General features: G+C 68.2%; 14 protein-coding genes and 1 riboswitch. Of the genes, 13 read left to right on the forward strand and 1 reads right to left on the reverse strand.

Annotated elements, in window-relative coordinates:
* The first annotated feature begins 27 nt into the window (after positions 1-27).
* From mraY to KW843_RS01355, 13 genes are all read left to right on the forward strand, one after another.
* Positions 28-1,206, forward strand: coding sequence for a phospho-N-acetylmuramoyl-pentapeptide-transferase (gene mraY / locus KW843_RS01295; RefSeq protein WP_218293295.1), 1,179 nt, complete (start codon positions 28-30; stop codon positions 1,204-1,206).
* A complete protein-coding gene (murD, locus tag KW843_RS01300; RefSeq protein WP_218293296.1) occupies positions 1,203-3,200 on the forward strand; it encodes a UDP-N-acetylmuramoyl-L-alanine--D-glutamate ligase in 1,998 nt (665 codons plus the stop codon). The genes mraY and murD overlap by 4 nt, the downstream gene beginning before the upstream one ends.
* Positions 3,197-4,468 carry a putative lipid II flippase FtsW gene (gene ftsW, locus KW843_RS01305; protein ID WP_218293297.1) on the forward strand — a complete coding sequence of 424 codons (1,272 nt, stop codon included), beginning with the start codon at positions 3,197-3,199 and terminating at the stop codon, positions 4,466-4,468. Before murD ends, ftsW begins: the two co-directional genes overlap by 4 nt.
* Positions 4,465-5,532, forward strand: coding sequence for an undecaprenyldiphospho-muramoylpentapeptide beta-N-acetylglucosaminyltransferase (gene murG, locus KW843_RS01310; RefSeq protein ID WP_218293298.1), 1,068 nt, complete (start codon positions 4,465-4,467; stop codon positions 5,530-5,532). The genes ftsW and murG overlap by 4 nt, the downstream gene beginning before the upstream one ends.
* Complete coding sequence (gene murC / locus KW843_RS01315) at positions 5,529-6,962, forward strand: UDP-N-acetylmuramate--L-alanine ligase (protein WP_218293299.1); 1,434 nt, start codon at positions 5,529-5,531, stop codon at positions 6,960-6,962. The genes murG and murC overlap by 4 nt, the downstream gene beginning before the upstream one ends.
* Positions 6,959-7,945 carry a D-alanine--D-alanine ligase gene (locus KW843_RS01320; protein WP_218293300.1) on the forward strand — a complete coding sequence of 329 codons (987 nt, stop codon included), beginning with the start codon at positions 6,959-6,961 and terminating at the stop codon, positions 7,943-7,945. The genes murC and KW843_RS01320 overlap by 4 nt, the downstream gene beginning before the upstream one ends.
* Positions 7,942-8,748, forward strand: coding sequence for a cell division protein FtsQ/DivIB (locus tag KW843_RS01325; RefSeq protein ID WP_218293301.1), 807 nt, complete (start codon positions 7,942-7,944; stop codon positions 8,746-8,748). The genes KW843_RS01320 and KW843_RS01325 overlap by 4 nt, the downstream gene beginning before the upstream one ends.
* Positions 8,749-8,855: 107 nt before the next feature.
* Positions 8,856-10,085: a cell division protein FtsA gene (ftsA, locus tag KW843_RS01330; protein WP_008903721.1), complete on the forward strand. Its 1,230-nt coding sequence runs from the start codon at positions 8,856-8,858 to the stop codon at positions 10,083-10,085.
* Between the two features lie 175 nt (positions 10,086-10,260).
* A complete protein-coding gene (ftsZ, locus tag KW843_RS01335; RefSeq protein WP_218293302.1) occupies positions 10,261-11,502 on the forward strand; it encodes a cell division protein FtsZ in 1,242 nt (413 codons plus the stop codon).
* A 406-nt stretch (positions 11,503-11,908) separates the two neighbouring features.
* Entirely contained in the window at positions 11,909-12,832 is a 924-nt protein-coding gene (gene lpxC, locus KW843_RS01340; RefSeq protein ID WP_218293303.1) for a UDP-3-O-acyl-N-acetylglucosamine deacetylase, read from the forward strand.
* An 82-nt stretch (positions 12,833-12,914) separates the two neighbouring features.
* Entirely contained in the window at positions 12,915-13,091 is a 177-nt protein-coding gene (locus tag KW843_RS01345) for a hypothetical protein (protein ID WP_218293304.1), read from the forward strand.
* Positions 13,092-13,135: 44 nt separating this feature from the next.
* Positions 13,136-13,259: riboswitch (TPP riboswitch) on the forward strand.
* Positions 13,260-13,400: 141 nt separating this feature from the next.
* Positions 13,401-15,281: a phosphomethylpyrimidine synthase ThiC gene (gene thiC / locus KW843_RS01350; protein ID WP_218294387.1), complete on the forward strand. Its 1,881-nt coding sequence runs from the start codon at positions 13,401-13,403 to the stop codon at positions 15,279-15,281.
* Positions 15,282-15,459: 178 nt separating this feature from the next.
* Positions 15,460-17,118 (forward strand): methyl-accepting chemotaxis protein, encoded by a 1,659-nt coding sequence (locus tag KW843_RS01355; RefSeq protein WP_218293305.1) that lies wholly within the window; start codon positions 15,460-15,462, stop codon positions 17,116-17,118.
* 126 nt (positions 17,119-17,244) lie between these two features.
* Here KW843_RS01355 and KW843_RS01360 read toward each other — a convergent pair whose 3' ends face one another.
* The gene (locus KW843_RS01360) at positions 17,245-18,633 is read right to left on the reverse strand and encodes a GspE/PulE family protein (protein WP_218293306.1); all 1,389 of its coding nucleotides are present in this window, start codon (positions 18,631-18,633) and stop codon (positions 17,245-17,247) included.

Genomic DNA, 18,633 nt, shown 5'->3' on the forward strand with positions numbered 1-18,633 from the left:
GGCGCGGCCGCCCGTGGGAGGTGCCGCATGCTGCTGATGCTGTCGCAATGGCTGCAGGGCCTGTCGCCCGAGTTCGGCTTTTTCCGCGTGTTCCAGTACCTCACGTTCCGGGCGGTGATGGCGGCCATGACGGCGCTGCTCATCGGCCTCATCGCGGGGCCCAAGGTGATCCGCGTGCTCACCTCGCTCAAGATCGGCCAGCCCATCCGGGGCTATGCCATGCAGACGCACCTGTCCAAGAGCGGCACGCCCACCATGGGCGGCGTGCTCATCCTGCTGTCGATCGCGATCTCGACCCTGTTGTGGTTCGACCTGTCCAACCGCTTCGTGTGGATCGTGCTCATCGTCACGCTGGGCTTTGGCGCGATCGGCTGGGTGGACGACTGGCGCAAGGTGGTCAACAAGGACCCCGAGGGCATGCGCTCGCGCGAGAAGTATTTCTGGCAGTCGGTCATCGGCCTGATCGCCGCGCTGTACCTCGTGTTCAGCATCTCGGAAAGCTCCAACGCCAAGGTGTGGGAGCTGTTCGTGGGCTGGGTGCAATCGGGCTTCTCGCTCGATTTGCCGCCCAAGGCGGGGCTGCAGCTGCCGTTCTTCAAGGAAATCAGCTACCCGCTCGGAGTGCTGGGCTTCGTGATCCTGACCTATCTCGTGATCGTGGGCTCCAGCAATGCCGTGAACCTGACCGACGGGCTGGACGGCCTGGCCATCATGCCCGTGGTGATGGTGGGCTCGGCGCTGGGCGTGTTCGCCTACGTCACCGGCAGCTCGGTGTATTCCAAGTACCTGTTCTTTCCGCACATCCCGGGCTCGGGGGAGCTGCTGATCTTCTGCGCGGCCATGGCGGGCGCGGGCCTGGCCTTCCTGTGGTTCAACGCGCACCCCGCGCAGGTGTTCATGGGCGACGTGGGCGCGCTGGCGCTGGGCGCGGCGCTGGGCACCATCGCCATCATCGTGCGCCAGGAGATCGTGCTGGCCATCATGGGCGGCATTTTCGTGGTCGAGGCGCTGTCCGTGATGCTGCAGGTGACCTGGTTCAAGTTCACCAAGAAGCGCTACGGCGAAGGCCGGCGCCTGCTCAAGATGGCGCCGCTGCACCACCATTTTGAAAAGAGCGGCTGGAAGGAGACCCAGGTGGTCGTGCGCTTCTGGATCATCACCATGCTGCTGTGCCTCATCGGCCTGTCCACATTGAAACTGCGATGAACCCGGACGATCCCCTCATCCCGGCGGCACCAGCCGATCCTCCCGTGGCGGCCACGGGCATGGATGCGCCTGCCGCAACGCCGGAGGTGGAGCTGCCACCAGAGCGGTCCACGGCGGATGTGGTGCCGGGCGATCCAGGCGTGACCGACGTGGCCGGGCCCGGCGCGCTGTCCGCCGCCGAACCCATGGACGCCACGGCCGGCGCGACGGAACCTGCGGCAAGCGCCGATGGCACGGCCGGGGCTCCCGGGCCCGCCACAGGCGCACGCGCAGCCAACGCGGCGGCCAATGCCTGGGACCCTGAAAAGCCGCCCGCGGTCTCCGCCGCCAAGGCCGCCGCCGATTTCGTGGCGCAGATTTTTGCCGAGGTGGCGGCCCCCGAGGCCGCGTCTGCGCTGCCGCAGGTGGCTGATGAAGAAGAAGCCACGCAGGACGCTCCAGCCGATGGGCCCGCCGAGCCCCTGGGCCGGCCCGGCGAAGGCCTGCGTCCGCTGCTGGGCCAGAAGATCCTCATCCTGGGCCTGGGCGCCTCGGGCCTGGCCATGGCGCGCTGGTGCGTGCGCTGTGGCGCCGAGGTCACCGTGGCCGACACGCGCGCCGCGCCGCCGCAGCTCGCGGTGCTGCAGCAGGAGCTGCCCCAGGTGCGTTTTGTGGCCGGTGGCTTCGACGCCAGCCTGGTCGAAGGCCAGGACCTGCATGCGGTCTACCGCTCACCGGGTTTGAGTCCTCAGACAATTGCTCCTGTTTTGGTAGCTGCCAGCGCTTGTGGAATAAGCGCTGGTGGTGAATTGAGCTTGTATTCCATGGCGCTGGCTGCGCTCAAGGCCTCGCACGGCTACGCCCCGGCGGTGCTGGCGATCACGGGCACCAACGGCAAGACCACGGTGACCTCGCTCACGGGGCAGCTCGTGGAGCGCTCGGGCCAGAGCGTCGCCGTGGCCGGCAACATCGGCCCCACGCTGCTCGACACGCTCGCCAGCCACATCGACGCGGGCACGCTGCCCGAGGTGTGGGTGCTCGAACTCTCAAGCTTCCAGCTCGACGGCGTGACCGGGTTCGAGCCCACGGCGGCCACCGTGCTCAACATCACGCAGGACCACCTGGACTGGCACGGCGACATGGTGGCCTATGCGGCGGCCAAGGCGCGCATCTTCGGCCAGGCCGGGCTCATGATCCTGAACCGCGAGGACGCGGCCGTGATGCAGATGTTGCCGCCGCCGGTCAAGGTCAAGCTGCAAAAGCCCCAGGTGCGCGAGCACCTGACGTTTGGCGCCGACATGCCCCAGCGCCCCGGCGACTTCGGCATCGAGGTGGTGAGCGGCATGCCCTGGCTGGTGCGTGCCATGGATGCGGACGAAACCCGCAAGCGCGGCCGCAACGAGGCCGCAGAGGACCTGCACATCCAGCGCCTGATGCCCGCTGACGCGCTGCGCATCCGGGGCCGCCACAACGCCGTGAACGCGCTGGCCGCACTGGCGCTGGCATCGGCGGCAGGCTGCACGCTGGCGCCCCTGCTGTACGGGCTGCGCGAGTACCGGGGCGAGCCGCACCGCGTGGAGCCCGTGGCCGTCATCCACGGCGTCGAGTACTTCGACGACAGCAAGGGCACGAACGTGGGCGCCACGGTGGCGGCCCTCACCGGCCTGGGCGCGGAGCGCCGCATCGTGGTCATTCTGGGTGGCGATGGCAAGGGCCAGGATTTTTCTCCGCTGGCCGCGCCCGTGGCGCGCCATGCGCGCGCGGTGGTGCTGATCGGGCGCGATGCGCCGCAGATCCGCGCCGCGCTGCAGGACAGCGGCGTGGCACTGGTCGACGCCGAGACCCTGCCGCAGGCCGTGGAACTGGCCTCGCAGCGCGCCCATGCGGGCGATGCGGTGCTGATGTCGCCCGCCTGCGCGAGCTTTGACATGTTCAGGGGCTACGAGCACCGAGCCCAGGTCTTCTGCGACACGGTGCAGGCCCTGGCGGACGATGCGACAGGAGGCGCGGCATGAGTGCACCGGCCAGCAGCTTCCTGCAGCGCGTGGCGGGCTGGTTCGGCGGCCTGCCCGGCAAGGCCGTGGACGTGCTGCCGGTGCGCGTGGGCGGCACCGACTACCGGCCCCGCACCACCAGCACGCCGGCGAGCGTGCTCGGGTTCGACCAGGCGCTGCTGTGGGTGGTGGTGGCGCTGCTCGCCTGGGGGCTGGTGATGGTGTATTCGGCCTCCATCGCGATGCCGGACAACCCGCGTTTTGCCAACTACGCCTCCACCCATTTCCTTACCCGCCACGTGATGTACCTCGTGGTCGGCTTCGTCGCGGCGCTGCTGGCCTTCCAGGTGCCCATGGTGCTGTGGGAGCGCATGGCGCCCTGGCTCTTCGTGGTGGCGCTGCTGCTGCTGGTGGCCGTGCTGATTCCCGGCGTGGGCAAGGTGGTCAATGGCGCGCGGCGCTGGCTGTCGCTCGGGCCCATCGGCTTTCAGCCCTCCGAGGTGGCCAAGTTCGCCGTGCTCATCTACGCGGCCGACTACATGGTGCGCAAGATGGACGTGAAGGAGCGGTTCTTCCGCGCCGTGCTGCCCATGGGCGCCGCCGTGGCCATCGTGGGCGTGCTGCTGCTGGCCGAACCGGACATGGGGGCCTTCATGGTGGTGGCCGTGATCGCCATGGGCATCCTGTTCCTGGGCGGTGTGAACGCCCGCATGTTCTTCCTGATCGCGGGCGTGCTGGTGGCGGCCTTCGGCATCATGATCGCCAGCTCCCCCTGGCGGCGCGAGCGCGTGTTCGCCTACCTGGATCCGTTCAGCGAGGAGCACGCCCTGGGCAAGGGCTACCAGCTCTCGCACTCGCTGATCGCCATCGGGCGCGGCGAGATCTTTGGCGTGGGCCTGGGCGGCAGCGTGGAAAAGCTGCACTGGCTGCCCGAGGCCCACACCGACTTCCTGCTGGCCGTGATCGGCGAGGAGTTCGGCCTGGTGGGAGTGGTCACGCTCATCGTGCTGTTCCTGTGGATGACGCGCCGCATCATGCACATCGGCCGCCAGGCCATCGCCCTCGACCGCGTGTTCGCGGGCCTCGTGGCGCAGGGCGTGGCGATCTGGATCGGCTTCCAGGCCTTCATCAACATGGGCGTGAACCTGGGCGCGCTGCCCACCAAGGGGCTCACGCTGCCGCTGATGAGCTTCGGCGGATCCGCCATCTTGATGAATCTGGTGGCATTGGCCGTGGTCTTGCGTGTGGACTATGAAAACAAATTGTTGATGAGGGGAGGGCGCGTATGACGCAAAAAACCGCCCTCATCATGGCCGGCGGCACCGGCGGCCACATTTTCCCCGGGCTGGCCGTCGCCGAGGAGCTGCGTGCACGCGGCTGGCGCGTGCACTGGCTGGGCGCGCCGGGCAGCATGGAGTCGCGCATCGTGCCGCAGCACGGCTTCGCGCTGGAGCTCATCGACTTCTCGGGCGTGCGCGGCAAGGGCCTCGTCACGCTGGCTTTGCTGCCGGTGCGCCTGCTGCGCGCGTTCTGGCAGGCGCTGGCCGTGGTGCGGCGCGTGAAGCCGGATGTGGTGGTGGGCCTGGGCGGCTACATCACCTTTCCGGGCGGCATGATGGGCGTGCTGGCCGGCAAGCCCCTGGTGCTGCACGAACAGAACTCCGTGGCCGGCATGGCCAACAAGGTGCTGGCGGGTGTCGCGGACCGCGTGTTCACGGCCTTCCCCGATGTGTTCAAGAAGGGCCAGTGGGTGGGCAACCCGCTGCGCACCGCCTTCACCCGGCAACCCGGCCCGGCCGAACGTTTTGCGGGCCGCTCCGGCCCGCTGCGCCTGCTGGTGGTGGGGGGCAGCCTGGGCGCACGGGCCCTCAACGAGATCGTGCCGCAGGCCGTCGCGCTGATGCCCGCCGAACAACGCCCCACCGTGGTTCACCAAAGCGGCGCGACGCAGATCGACGCGCTGCGCGCCCACTATGCGGCCGCCGGGGTCGATGCGGAGCTGACGCCATTCATCGACGACACCGCCAGCGCGTTTGCGGAGGCCGACATCATCGTCTGCCGCGCGGGGGCGAGCACCGTGACCGAAATCGCGGCCGTGGGCGCGGCGGCCGTGTTCGTGCCGTTCCCTTCCGCCGTGGACGACCACCAGACCACCAACGCCCAGTTCCTGGTGAACGCCGGCGGCGGCTGGCTGGTGCAGCAACGCGACCTGACGCCCGAGGGGCTGTCCGGGATGCTATTGAATATGCAGCGTTCCACCCTGGTGGGTGTGGCGCTTAAAGCTAAAGACATGCAAAAAACCAACGCCACCCGCGAGGTGGTGACTGCCTGCGAGGAGCTTGCAACACCATGAAGCACGCCATTCGCCATATCCATTTCGTCGGCCTGGGCGGCGCCGGCATGAGCGGCATCGCCGAGGTGCTGTTCAACCTGGGCTACCGCATCTCGGGCTCCGACCTGGCCGACAGCGCCACGCTGCGCCGCCTGGAGGGCCTGGGCATCAAGACCTGCCTGGGCCACGCGGCGGCGCACATCGAAGGTGCCGATGCCGTGGTCACGTCCACGGCCGTCACGCCCGACAACCCCGAGGTGCTCGCAGCCCGGGAAAAGAAGATCCCGGTCGTACCCCGCGCGCTCATGCTGGCCGAGCTGATGCGCCTGAAGCAGGGCATCGCCATCGCGGGCACGCACGGCAAGACCACCACCACCAGCCTCGTGACCAGCGTGCTGGCCGAGGCGGGCCTGGACCCCACCTTCGTGATCGGCGGGCGGCTGAACAGCGCGGGGGCCAACGCCAAGCTGGGCAGCGGCGACTACATCGTGGTCGAGGCCGACGAGTCGGATGCCTCGTTCCTGAATCTTCTGCCCGTGATGGCCGTGGTGACCAACATCGACGCCGACCACATGGACACCTACGGGCACGACTTCGGCCGGCTCAAGGGCGCGTTCGTCGACTTCCTGCACCGCATGCCGTTCTACGGCACGGCCGTGCTGTGTGTGGACAGCCCGGCCGTGCGCGACATCCTGCAAAGCGTGACCTGCCCGATCACGAGCTACGGCTTTTCCGAAGATGCCCAGGTGCGTGCCATCAATGTGCGCGCCGAGGCGGGGCAGATGCGCTTCACCGTGCAGCGGCGCAACGGCGTCACCTTGCCGGACCTGGACATCGTGCTCAACCTCGCGGGCGAGCACAACGTGCTCAACGCGCTGTCGGCCATCGCCATCGCCGTGGAGCTGAACATCCCCGACGAGGCCGTGCAGCGCGCTCTCGCCGGCTTCAAGGGGGTGGGGCGGCGCTTCCAGAGCTACGGCAACCTTCCCGCCCGGGATGGCGGCCAGTTCACCGTGATCGACGACTACGGCCACCACCCGGTGGAGATGGCCGCCACGCTGGCGGCGGCGCGCGGCGCCTTCCCGGGCCGCCGCCTGGTGCTGGCCTTCCAGCCCCACCGCTACAGCCGCACGCGCGACTGTTTCGAGGATTTCGTGAAGGTCATCGGCCATGCCGACACCGTGCTGCTGACCGAGGTGTACGCCGCCGGCGAGGCGCCCGTGGTGGCGGCCGACGGCCGTTCACTGGCGCGCGCTCTGCGCGTGGCCGGCCGCGTGGAGCCGGTGTTCATCGACAACGTGGCCGACCTGCCGCAGGCCATCGCCGACAACGCGAAGGACGGCGACGTGGTGATGTGCATGGGAGCGGGCTCCATCGGCGCCGTGCCCGGCAAGGTGGTTGAATTGCTACAAAATAATGAGCTTAAGGCGCTGAAGGGGAGCGCGCTATGACCCTTTTTGATTCGAATTTTGATGTGAAGTCCCTGGGCAAGGTGGCCGTGCTGATGGGCGGCGACTCGGCCGAGCGCGAGGTGTCCCTCATGTCCGGCAGCGGCGTGCTGCAAGCCCTGCGCTCGCGCGGCGTGGACGCGCATGCGTTCGACCCCGCGCAGAACCCGCTGGGCGATCTCAAGCGCGACGGCTATGCCCGCTGCTTCATCGCGCTGCACGGCCGCCATGGCGAAGACGGCACGGTGCAGGGCGCGCTCGAACTGCTGGGCATCCCCTACACGGGCCCGGGCGTGATGGCCTCGGCCATCGCGATGGACAAGGTCATGACCAAGCGGGTGTGGCTGGCCGAGGGCCTGCCCACGCCGCGCTACGTGTGGCTGGCGCCCGACCGCCAGCAGCGCGAGGTGGTGCGCACCGTGCCCGACGAGCTGGGCCTGCCGCTCATCGTCAAGCCGCCGCGCGAAGGCTCGTCCATCGGCGTGACCAAGGTGCGCGGCTATTCGGACATGCAGGAGGCCGTGCAGCTCTCCGCGAAATACGACCCCGATGTGCTCTGCGAGGAATTCATCGACGGCGAGGAAGTCACCTGCGCCGTGCTGGGCCAGGGCGCCGGCGCGCGCGCGCTGCCCGTGATCCGCATCGTGGCGCCCGACGGTGCCTACGACTACCAGAACAAGTATTTCACCGACGACGTGAAATACCAGTGCCCGAGCGGCCTGCCCGAAGCGGAAGAGCGCGAGATCCAGCGCATCGTGCTGGACGCCTACCGCAGCCTGGGCTGCCGGGGCTGGAGCCGCGCCGACCTGATGCTGCGCGCCAGCGACCGCAAGCCCTTTCTGCTGGAGATGAACACCTCGCCGGGCATGACGGGCCATTCCCTCGTGCCCATGGCCGCGCGCGCTGCGGGCATCAGCTACGAGGAGCTGTGCCTGCGCATCCTGGCCGATGCCGTGCTCGACACGCAAGGAGCCGCCGCCAAATGAACTCCGCGCTGCCCGCACCGCTGGACGTCAAGCTCATGAACCTGACCGCGTCGGTCCTGTTCGTGGGTTGCGCCCTGCTCGTGCTGGCGGCGGGTGCCTGGTGGATGCTGCGCTATCCGGGCTTCGCGATCGCGCGCATCGTGGTGCAGGGGGAGCTGGTGCACAACAACGCCGTCACCCTGCGGGCCAATGTGGCGCCGCACCTCGCGGGCAACTTCTTCACGGTGGACCTGCGCGCCGCGCGCGCGGCGTTCGAGCAAGTGCCCTGGGTGCGCCGCGCCGAGGTGCGGCGGGTCTACCCCGGCAGCCTGCAGGTGGAGCTGCAGGAACACGAGGCCGTGGCGTACTGGGGACCGGAGAGCGGCTCGGCCATGGTCAACCGGCAGGGCGAGGTGTTCGAGGCCAACGTGGGCGATGTGGAGCAGGACGGCCTGCCCCGCCTGCTGGGCCCTGCGGGCAGTTCCCCCGAGGTGCTGCAGATGTTTGGGCTGCTGCAACCGGTGTTCAAGCCCCTGGGGCTGGAGGTCGAGTCCCTGGAACTGACCGGCCGGGGCGGCTGGCGCGCCAGGCTCGACAGCGACGCGGTGGTGGAGCTGGGGGGCGGGGCACCGCAGGAGGTGGTGCAGCGCACGCAGCGCTTCACGCGCACCTTGACCCAGGTGGCGGCGCAGTACGGCCGGCGCGTGGAGTCCCTGGAATCCGCGGACCTGCGGCACGCCGGGGGGTATGCGCTGCGCATGCGCGGCGTGAGCACCGTGATCCCCGATGCCATGGGCGCCGCGGGTGGCGTGCGCAGGAGGTGACGGCATGCAACAGCAGCAGCAACAGCGGTGCGTGGCGTGGAGAGCGGGGTGGTTCGTGAATGAGGCCGGGGTGCGGCGGGACAGAACAGAGAAGGGCAGAGACTGATATGGCAAGAGAATACAAAGACGTCGTGGTGGGGCTGGACATCGGCACAGCCAAGGTCATGGCCGTGGTGGCCGAGGTTCTGCCCAATGGCGAGCTCAAGCTCGCAGGCCTGGGCGTGGCCCCGAGCAATGGCTTGAAGCGCGGCGTGGTGGTGAACATCGACGCCACCGTGCAGAGCATCCAGCAGGCGCTGAAGGAAGCCGAGCTGATGGCCGACTGCAAGATCCAGCGCGTGTACACCGGCATCACGGGCAGCCATATCCGGGGCCTTAATTCCAGCGGCATGGTGGCCGTGAAGGACAAGGAGGTCACCTCGGCCGACGTGGCGCGTGTGGTGGAAACGGCCAAGGCCATCAACATCAGCAGCGACCAGCGCCTGCTGCTGGTGGAGCCGCAGGAGTTCGTGATCGACGGGCAGGATGTGAAGGAGCCCATCGGCATGAGCGGCATCCGCCTGGAGGCCAAGATCCACATCGTGACCGGCGCACAGAGCGCGGCCGAGAACATCATCAAGTGCGTGCGCCGCTGCGGCCTGGAGGTCGAGCAGCTCATGCTCAACCCCCTGGCCAGCAGCCAGGCGGTGCTGACGGATGACGAGCGCGAGCTGGGCGTGGTGGTGGTCGACATCGGCGCGGGCACGACCGACGTGGCCATCTTCACCGGCGGCGCGATCCGCCACACGGCGGTGATCCCGATCGCGGGCGACCTCATCACCAGCGACATCGCCATGGCGCTGCGCACGCCCACGAAGGACGCCGAGGACATCAAGGTCGAAAGCGGCTACGCCAAGCAGTTGCTGGCCGACCCCGAGGCGCAGGTGGAAGTGCCGGGCCTGGGCGACCGCAGCCCCCGCATGCTCAGCAAGCAGGCGCTGGCCGGCGTGATCGAGCCGCGCGTGGAAGAGATCTTCTCGCTCGTGCAGCAGGTGGTGCGCGAGTCGGGGTATGAAGAAGTGCTGTCGTCGGGCATCGTGCTCACCGGCGGCAGTTCGGTGATGCCCGGGATGATCGAGTTGGGCGAGGACATCTTCCTGAAGCCCGTGCGGCGCGGCATTCCGAAGTATTCCAGCGCCTTGTCTGACATGGTGGCACAGCCCCGGGCTGCTACCGTCATGGGCCTACTGGAAGAGGCGCGCCTGGCGCGGCTGCGCGGCTTCAAGGTGGCACAGAAAAGCGGTTCCATGAAGACGGCGTTTGGCCGTTTCAAGGACTTCATCGTGGGGAATTTCTGACCATGAAATTTCCTCTTTGGCTGGCGAGAGGCAGTCCGCACCGAATACCGCGTGGGCGATGGCGACGATGTACCGGACCGCCATCCCCGCTGCGCACGATGACATACCGAACAACCCATTGGCAGTTGCACACGAGATTGCAAACGAATTCAGTGAAAGAAACAGGAGCTCCAACATGACCATCGAAATGATCGAAGCCGAAGAATTCAACCAGGGCACCCAGATCAAGGTGATCGGCGTGGGCGGCGGCGGCAGCAACGCCGTCGAGCACATGATTGCCCGCAGCGTGCAGGGCGTGGAGTTTGTCTGCGCCAACACCGACGCGCAGGCATTGACCCGCAGCTCGGCCCACCGCCACATCCAGCTGGGCGGCAGCGGCCTGGGCGCCGGCAGCAAGCCCGACAAGGGCCGCGAAGCCGCCGAGGCTGCGGTGGACGACATCCGCCTGGCCATCGACGGCGCGCACATGCTGTTCATCACGGCCGGCATGGGCGGCGGCACGGGCACGGGCGCCGCACCCGTGATCGCCCGCGTGGCCAAGGAAATGGGCATCCTCACCGTGGGCGTGGTCACCAAGCCCTTCGACTGGGAAGGCGGCCGCCGCATGACCAACGCCGACAACGGCCTGGCCGAGCTCGAAGCCAACGTGGATTCGCTGATCGTGGTGCTCAACGAGAAGCTGCTGGAAGTGCTGGGCGATGACATCACCCAGGACGAAGCCTTCGCCCATGCCAACGACGTGCTCAAGAACGCCGTGGGCGGCATTGCCGAAATCATCAATGAATACGGCCACGTGAACGTCGACTTCGAAGACGTGCGCACCGTGATGGGCGAGCCCGGCAAGGCCATGATGGGCACGGCCACCGCCAGCGGCCCGGACCGCGCCCGCATCGCCGCCGAACAGGCCGTGGCCTGCCCGCTGCTGGAAGGCATCGACCTGTCGGGCGCCAAGGGCGTGCTGGTGCTGGTGACGGCCGCCAAGGGCAGCCTGAAGCTGTCCGAATCGCGCCTGGCCATGAGCACCATCAATGCCTACGCCTCGCCCGACGCGCACGTGATCTACGGCGCTGCCTATGACGACAGCCTGGGCGACGAGATCCGCGTGACCGTGGTGGCCACCGGCCTGTCGCGCCCCAACGCGCGCCGCCAGCCGATTTCGGTGGTGCAGGGCGGCCTGCGCACCGGCACGGACAACGTGGCCTACCAGATGCCCATCGCGGGCACGGGGGCCCTGGGCTCGGCCATGGGCGTGCAGGGCGGCCATGCCGGCAGCGCGCAGGCCGACTACGGCAGCATGTCGGTGCCCAGCGTGTGGCGTACCAACCGCACCCAGGCCGCGGCGCGCGTGGACGCGCTGTCCTCGGGCGGCATGGACGACCTGGAGATTCCGGCCTTCCTGCGCAAGCAGGCGGATTGATTCGGTACTCCCCCTGAGCGGCTACGCCGCTTCACCCCCTCTCTCGCTGCGCGGGAGGGGGCGAGGTCTGCGGCTCCCAGCCCGCCTGCGCGGGCTGGGACAGACCGAGCGCCCCTTGACTCTGGCAAGGGGTTTCTCGACATGCGCGGCGGGGCGGCGGCCCTTGCGCGGTGTCTCTGGCATTGGGCCGTGACGGTTTCCACCACCGCGCTTCCTATTTGGCTCGTATGCTCCTCAGCTGCGCAGTCACCGCCGTCTGGGTACGCGTGGCGCGCAATGCAGTCGCTGCGTGGCGCTACCTGCGTGTCTCTGACAGCTTGTACGCCGCCCCTGCGACTCCGTTTTCTATCAGGGTCATAGGCAGCCGTGGATGGTTTTTGCGGGGTCGCCCCACTAAAATCCCCGGATGCTCCAGCAACGCACCCTCAAGACGATCACCCGCGCCGTGGGCGTGGGCCTGCACAGTGGCCAGCGGGTCGAGCTGACCCTGCGGCCTGCGCAGCCGGACACCGGGATCGTGTTCCGCAGGGTGGACCTGCCGCAGCCGGTGGACATCCCCATCCGGGCGGAGGCCGTGACCGACACCCGCCTGGCGTCCACCATCGCCGTGGGCAATGCCAAGGTGCACACCGTGGAGCACCTCATGTCGGCCTGCGCGGGGCTGGGCATCGACAACCTCTATGTGGACATCACCGCCGAAGAGGTGCCCATCCTGGATGGCTCTTCGGCATCGTTCGTGTTCCTGCTGCAAAGCGCGGGCATCGAGCTGCAGAATGCCCCCAAGCGCTTCATCCGCGTCACCCGCCCCGTGGAAGTGCGCGAAGGCGAGGGCGCCGCGGCCAAGTGGGCTCGGCTTGCGCCCTACCACGGCTACAAGCTCAGCTTCGAGATCGACTTCGACCACCCCGCCGTGGATTCCACGGGCCAGCGCGTGGAGTTCGACTTGGGGCAAGGCAACTACAGCCGCGACATCGCCCGCGCGCGCACCTTCGGCTTCACGCGCGATGTGGAGATGATGCGCTCCAACGGCCTGGCGCTGGGCGGCGGCCTCGACAACGCCATCGTGATGGACGACTACAAGGTGCTCAACAGCGACGGGCTGCGCTACGACGACGAGTTCGTCAAGCACAAGATCCTGGACGCGATGGGCGACCTGTACCTGATCGGCAAGCCCCTGCTCGCGGCCTACAGCGCCTTCCGCTCGGGCCACGCCATGAACAACCTGCTGCTGCGCGAGCTGCTGGCCCAGCGCGATGCCTGGGAGGTCGTCACGTTCGAGGACGAGCGCCAGGCGCCCGGCGGGTTTGCCCAGCCGGCGCGCGCCTGGTGAGCATGAAGCACCATTCCCGGGCCGCAGCCCGGAGCCTCCTGCCAGTGCCGCGCCCGTTTTCACGGCGCCGGGAGTCCCTGACATGCTGATCTTTCGCTGGCTGGCCATGCTGCTGCTCCTGGCGGCGGCCGTGTCGTTTGCCTTCTATGCCGGCACGGGGCAGGCGCGCTACAAACGCCTGGGGCTCGTCATCCTCAAGTGGACGGTGATCGCGGCCGTCTTCTTCTTTGCGGTGGTCCTCATCGGGCGCCTCGCCTGACCGAGAGGCTCCGCAGCGCGGTTTTTTCTCTCTGGCCTATACTCGCGCCTGCTCCGGGGTGTGCGTAAGCGCTGAGATGCGAGGTGGCTGAAGAAATTCGGCAGGCCTTGCGAACCCGACGAACTTGATCCGGTTCATACCGGCGGAAGAAGAGCCGACCTCCTTGTCTCCGTGCCCGCAGTCCCTGCTGGCACGCCATGCCTCAGGTGCAGCCGCACCCGAGGGGCGCACAGGTCCATTCCGGAGCAGCACCCACCGCCACCGGAACCAGGAGACCTGCCCATGAACGCCCCCGACCCCCACGCCAAGCTGGCCACCCCCGAGAAGTTCGCCGAGTTGCTCGCACGCACGCGCGAACCCTTTCCTGCCTCACGCAAGGCCTACCTCCCCGGCCACCTGCACACCGATCTGCGCGTGCCCGTGCGCGACATTGCGCTGACCAACGGCGAACTGGTCAGCGTGTACGACACCTCCGGCCCGTATACCGACCCCGAGGCTGCGATCGATGTGCGCAAGGGCCTGGCGGGAGTGCGCGGCGGCTGGATCACCGGCCGTGGCGACGTGGAGCACTACGAAGGCCGCGCGCCCGTGGCGCTGGACGATGGCCAGAAGAGCGAAGACGCCACCCGTCTGGCCCAGCTGCGCGCCGAGGCCGCGGCCCTGCAGCGCAAGCCCTTGCGCGCCAAGGCGGGTGCCAACGTCACGCAGATGCACTATGCGAAGAAGGGCATCGTCACGCCCGAGATGGAATACGTGGCCATCCGCGAGAACGGCAAGCGCGAGTGGATGGAGCAGTACATGGCCGACGCTGGCCGCGAGCAGCGGCTGATGGGCAACCCCATGGGCGCGAGCATCCCCAAGATCATCACCCCCGAATTCGTGCGCGACGAAGTGGCCCGGGGCCGCGCCATCATTCCCGCCAACATCAACCACCCCGAGGTGGAGCCCATGGCCATCGGGCGCAACTTCAAGGTCAAGATCAACGCCAACATCGGCAACTCGGCGGTCACGTCGAGTATCGAGGAAGAGGTCGAGAAGCTCGTGTGGGCGATCCGCTGGGGTGCCGACAACGTGATGGACCTGTCCACCGGCAAGAACATCCACACCACGCGCGACTGGATCGTGCGCAACTCGCCCGTGCCGATTGGCACTGTGCCGATCTACCAGGCGCTCGAAAAGGTGGGCGGCGTGGCCGAGGACCTGACCTGGGCCATCTTCCGCGACACGCTGATCGAGCAGGCCGAGCAGGGCGTGGACTACTTCACGATCCATGCCGGCGTGCGCCTGGCCTACATCCACCTCACCGCGCAGCGGCGCACGGGCATCGTCTCGCGCGGCGGCTCCATCATGGCCAAGTGGTGCATGGCGCACCACCGCGAGAGCTTCCTGTACGAGCACTTCGAGGACATCTGCGACATCATGAAGGCGTACGACGTGTCGTTCAGCCTGGGCGACGGCCTGCGCCCCGGCTGCGCATCGGACGCCAACGACGAGGCGCAGTTCGCCGAGCTGCACACGCTGGGCGAGCTGACCCAGGTGGCCTGGAAGCACGACGTGCAGACCATGATCGAAGGCCCCGGCCACGTGCCCATGCACATGATCCAGGCCAACATGACCGAGCAGCTCAAGACCTGCCACGAGGCGCCGTTCTACACCCTGGGCCCGCTGACCATCGACATCGCACCGGGCTACGACCACATCGCATCGGCCATCGGTGCGGCCATGATCGGCTGGATGGGCACGGCCATGCTGTGCTACGTGACGCCCAAGGAGCACCTGGGCCTGCCCGACCGCGACGACGTCAAGCAGGGGATCATCGCGTACAAGATCGCCGCGCACGCGGCCGACGTGGCCAAGGGCCACCCGGGGGCCCGCGCGCGCGACGACGCGCTCTCCCAGGCGCGTTTCGACTTCCGCTGGCAGGACCAGTTCAACCTGGGCCTGGACCCCGACACGGCCAAGGAATACCACGACGAAACGCTGCCCAAGGACAGCGCCAAGGTGGCGCACTTCTGCTCCATGTGCGGCCCCAAGTTCTGCTCCATGAAGATCACGCAGGAAGTGCGCGAATTTGCCGCCCAGAAGGGCGTGGCGGAGGCCGAGGCGCTGGCCCAGGGCATGCAGACCAAGGCGGCGGAATTCCAGCAGCGCGGCGGGCAGTTCTACATTCCCGTGACACCGGTGGCATAAGCCCGCCTACTGACCCCGGGGATTCCCTGCAAAGGGCCCCGGGGCGGTGCTTACCCTGTGCGGCGGGGGCGGCAGCCCGGCATATAGTCCGGCCACACTCGGTTCAGAAGACCGGGGGGAGGGCGTGGCACCAAATTTGCTATGCTGGATTGTCTGTTAAAAACTGTAAGGAAGAGCCATGAATGCTCTGGGCCGCTTCTCCATCCGCACGCGCCTTTACTTCGGAACCGTCTTTTCCCTGATCCTGCTTGTTGTCATCGGCGCCATGGGCTACGTGGCGCTGGACCGCACGCGCGGCACGCTGCAGGTGCTGTTCTCGCAGCGCGTACAGACCCTCACCGACATGTCGGAGCTGCGCACCACGCTGGGCGACCTGCGCCGTACCGAAAAAGACATCATCATCAACTTCAACAACTCGGTCGAGGTCTCCGCGCTGCGCGAGACCTGGGCCAAGACACTGGCCGCGCTGCGCAAGAGCCTGGCCGATGTGCGCCAGGTGCAGTCGGGCGATGCGGCCTTCGTCGAGTCCATCGACAAGTCGCTGGCCGAGATCAAGCAGTACGAAACCGGCATTTCCCCTATCTTCGAGAAGATCGAGGGCGCGCAGCTCGATGGCGCCGGCGGCGGCGCCTATGCCGACCGGCTCAAGGTCCACATGGAGGCCACCGACAAGCTGTTCTCCAGCCTGGCCACCACGGCCCGCGCGCAGATGGACGAGGCCCGCGCGGGCGTGGAGTCCCGCACCTCCACCATGTCGGCCTTCATCGGCATCGGCCTGCTGCTGGGGCTGGCCGTGCTGATCCCGCTCACGTTCTTCAGCGTGCGCTCCATCACCGGATCGCTGCGCCAGGCGCAGGAGCTGGCCGACCGCATCGCCAGCGGCGACCTGTCGCGCGATGTGGAGGCCATGAACCAGGATGAGGTGGGCCAGCTGGTGGCCGCCATGGGGCGCATGCAGGATGCGCTGCGTGGCCTGGTGCGCCAGGTGCAGGACACGGCGGGCAACATCTCCACCGCCAGCTCCGAGATCGCCAGCGGCAACCACGACCTGAGCCACCGCACCGAGCAGACGGCTGCCAATCTGGAGGAAACCGCTTCGTCCATGGAGATGCTGACCAGCACCGTGCAGCAAAGCGCGCAGTCCTCGCGCCAGGCCAGCGACTTCGCCTCCACGGCCGCCGAGGTGGCCGCGCGCGGCGGCACCGTGGTGTCGCAGGTGGTGACCACCATGGACCAGATCACCACCAGCTCGCGCAAGATCGCCGACATCACGGGTGTGATCGACTCCATCGCCTTCCAGACGAACATCCTGGCGCTCAATGCCGCGGTCGAGGCCGCGCGCGCGGGCGAACAGGGCCGCGGCTTTGCCGTGGTGGCGAGCGAGGTGCGCAGCCTCGCGCAGCGCAGCGCGGAGGCGGCCAAGGAGATCAAGGGCCTCATCAGCTCCTCGGTGGAGCGGGTCGAGGACGGCTCGCGCCTCGTGAGCCAGGCCGGCCAGACCATGACCGAGATCGTGAGCAGCGTGCGCCGCGTGTCCGACATCATTGGCGAGATCACCGCTTCGTCGGCCGAGCAGAGCGACAACATCGGCCAGATCAGCCAGGCCGTCTCGCAGCTCGACCAGATGACGCAGCAGAACGCGGCCCTGGTGGAGCAGTCCACTGCGGCCTCGGAATCGCTGCGCGAACAGGCGGTGCAGCTGACCAGCGCGGTCCGGCAGTTCAAGCTGCAAGGGGGGGGCTCGGAGCTGCCCTCCTCGCCTTCATCGGCGCCGCTGGCCTCGCCCGCGCCCGCCGTTTCACCGGCGGGCCGGCGCCCCGCACTGCAGATCCGCTGATCCCAAGCGTTTTGAGCCTCTAGCGCTTGCTTGTCAAGCGCGGATTGCTATTAAAAAAGTAGCAAAATGATCCCGGTGGCGCACCGCCACCGAGAGGGCCTGTGGCGCGGCCGCCGGCCCGTGGGATCAGTCCCGCGTCACGCGCAGCACTTCCTCGCGGCTGGTGATGCCCGCCGCGATGAGCCGCTCGCCATCCTCCCGCATCAGCGCCATGCCATCGGCCAGCGCGGCGGTGCGGATGTCGGCCTCGGAGGCCTGGTTGTGGATCTGGGCGCGGATCGCGTCCGTGGTCACCAGCAGCTCGAACACGCCGGTGCGGCCGGTGTAGCCCGTCTGGCCGCAGTGATCGCAGCCTGCCCCATGGCAATGGCTGCAGTATTTGCGCACCAGGCGCTGGGCCAGCACGCCCAGCAGCGAGGACGACAGCAGGAACGGCTCCACGCCCATGTCGGTCAGGCGCGTCACGGCGCTGGCCGCGTCGTTGGTGTGCAGCGTGGCCAGCACCAAATGGCCTGTCAGCGAGGCCTGGATGGCGATCTGCGCGGTCTCGAAGTCGCGGATTTCGCCGATCATGATGATGTCCGGGTCCTGGCGCAGGATGGCGCGCAGGGCCTTGGCGAAGGTCAGCTCGATCTTGCTGTTGACCTGGGTCTGGCCCACGCCGGGCAGCTCGTACTCGATGGGGTCTTCCACCGTCATGATGTTGTTGCGCGTGGCATCGAGCCGGCCCAGCGCCGCATACAGCGTGGTGGTCTTGCCCGAGCCCGTGGGGCCCGTCACCAGGATGATGCCGTGTGGCTGGCTGATGAGGCCCTCAAAGCGGCGCAGGGTGTCGCCCTGCATGCCCACGGCTTCCAGGCTCAGCTTGCTCTCGCTCTTGTCCAGCAGGCGCAGCACGGCGCGCTCGCCGTGGGCGCTGGGCAGGGTGGACACGCGCACGTCGATGGCGCGGGTGCCCAGGCGCAGGCTGATGCGGCCGTCCTGCGGCAGGCGTTTCTCAGAGATGTCCAGGTCGGCCATGATCTTCAGGCGCGAGATCAGGGCGGCGTGCAGCGCGCGGTTGGGCTGCACCACCTCGCGCAGCGTGCCGTCCACGCGAAAACGCACGCTGGAATGGCGCTCGTAGGGCTCGATGTGGATGTCGCTCGCGCCGTCGCGCGCGGCCTGCGTGAGCAGGGCGTTGAGCATGCGGATGATGGGCGCGTCGCCAGCCGATTCCAGCAGGTCTTCCACGGCGGGCAGTTCCTGCATCATGCGCGAGAGGTCGGCGTCGCTCTCGACCTCGCTCACCACCGTGGCGGCGCTCGATTCGCTGTGCGAATACACGGCACTGATGCGCTGGGCCAGGGCCGGGGCGTCCAGCGGCAGCAGCTGCTGCACAGGGTGCTTGCGCAGCACTTCGGACAGCGCTCCCGCGTCGGGGCTGGGGCCATGCCACAGCACCAGCTGGTGGCCGTCGTCCTCCAGCAGCAGCTGGGCCGTGCGGGCAAAGGCGTAGGGTAGGGGGTGGCGCAT

Origin of the sequence: Acidovorax sp. sif1233, assembly GCF_019218755.1 — a bacterium.
GTDB lineage: Bacteria > Pseudomonadota > Gammaproteobacteria > Burkholderiales > Burkholderiaceae_C > Acidovorax.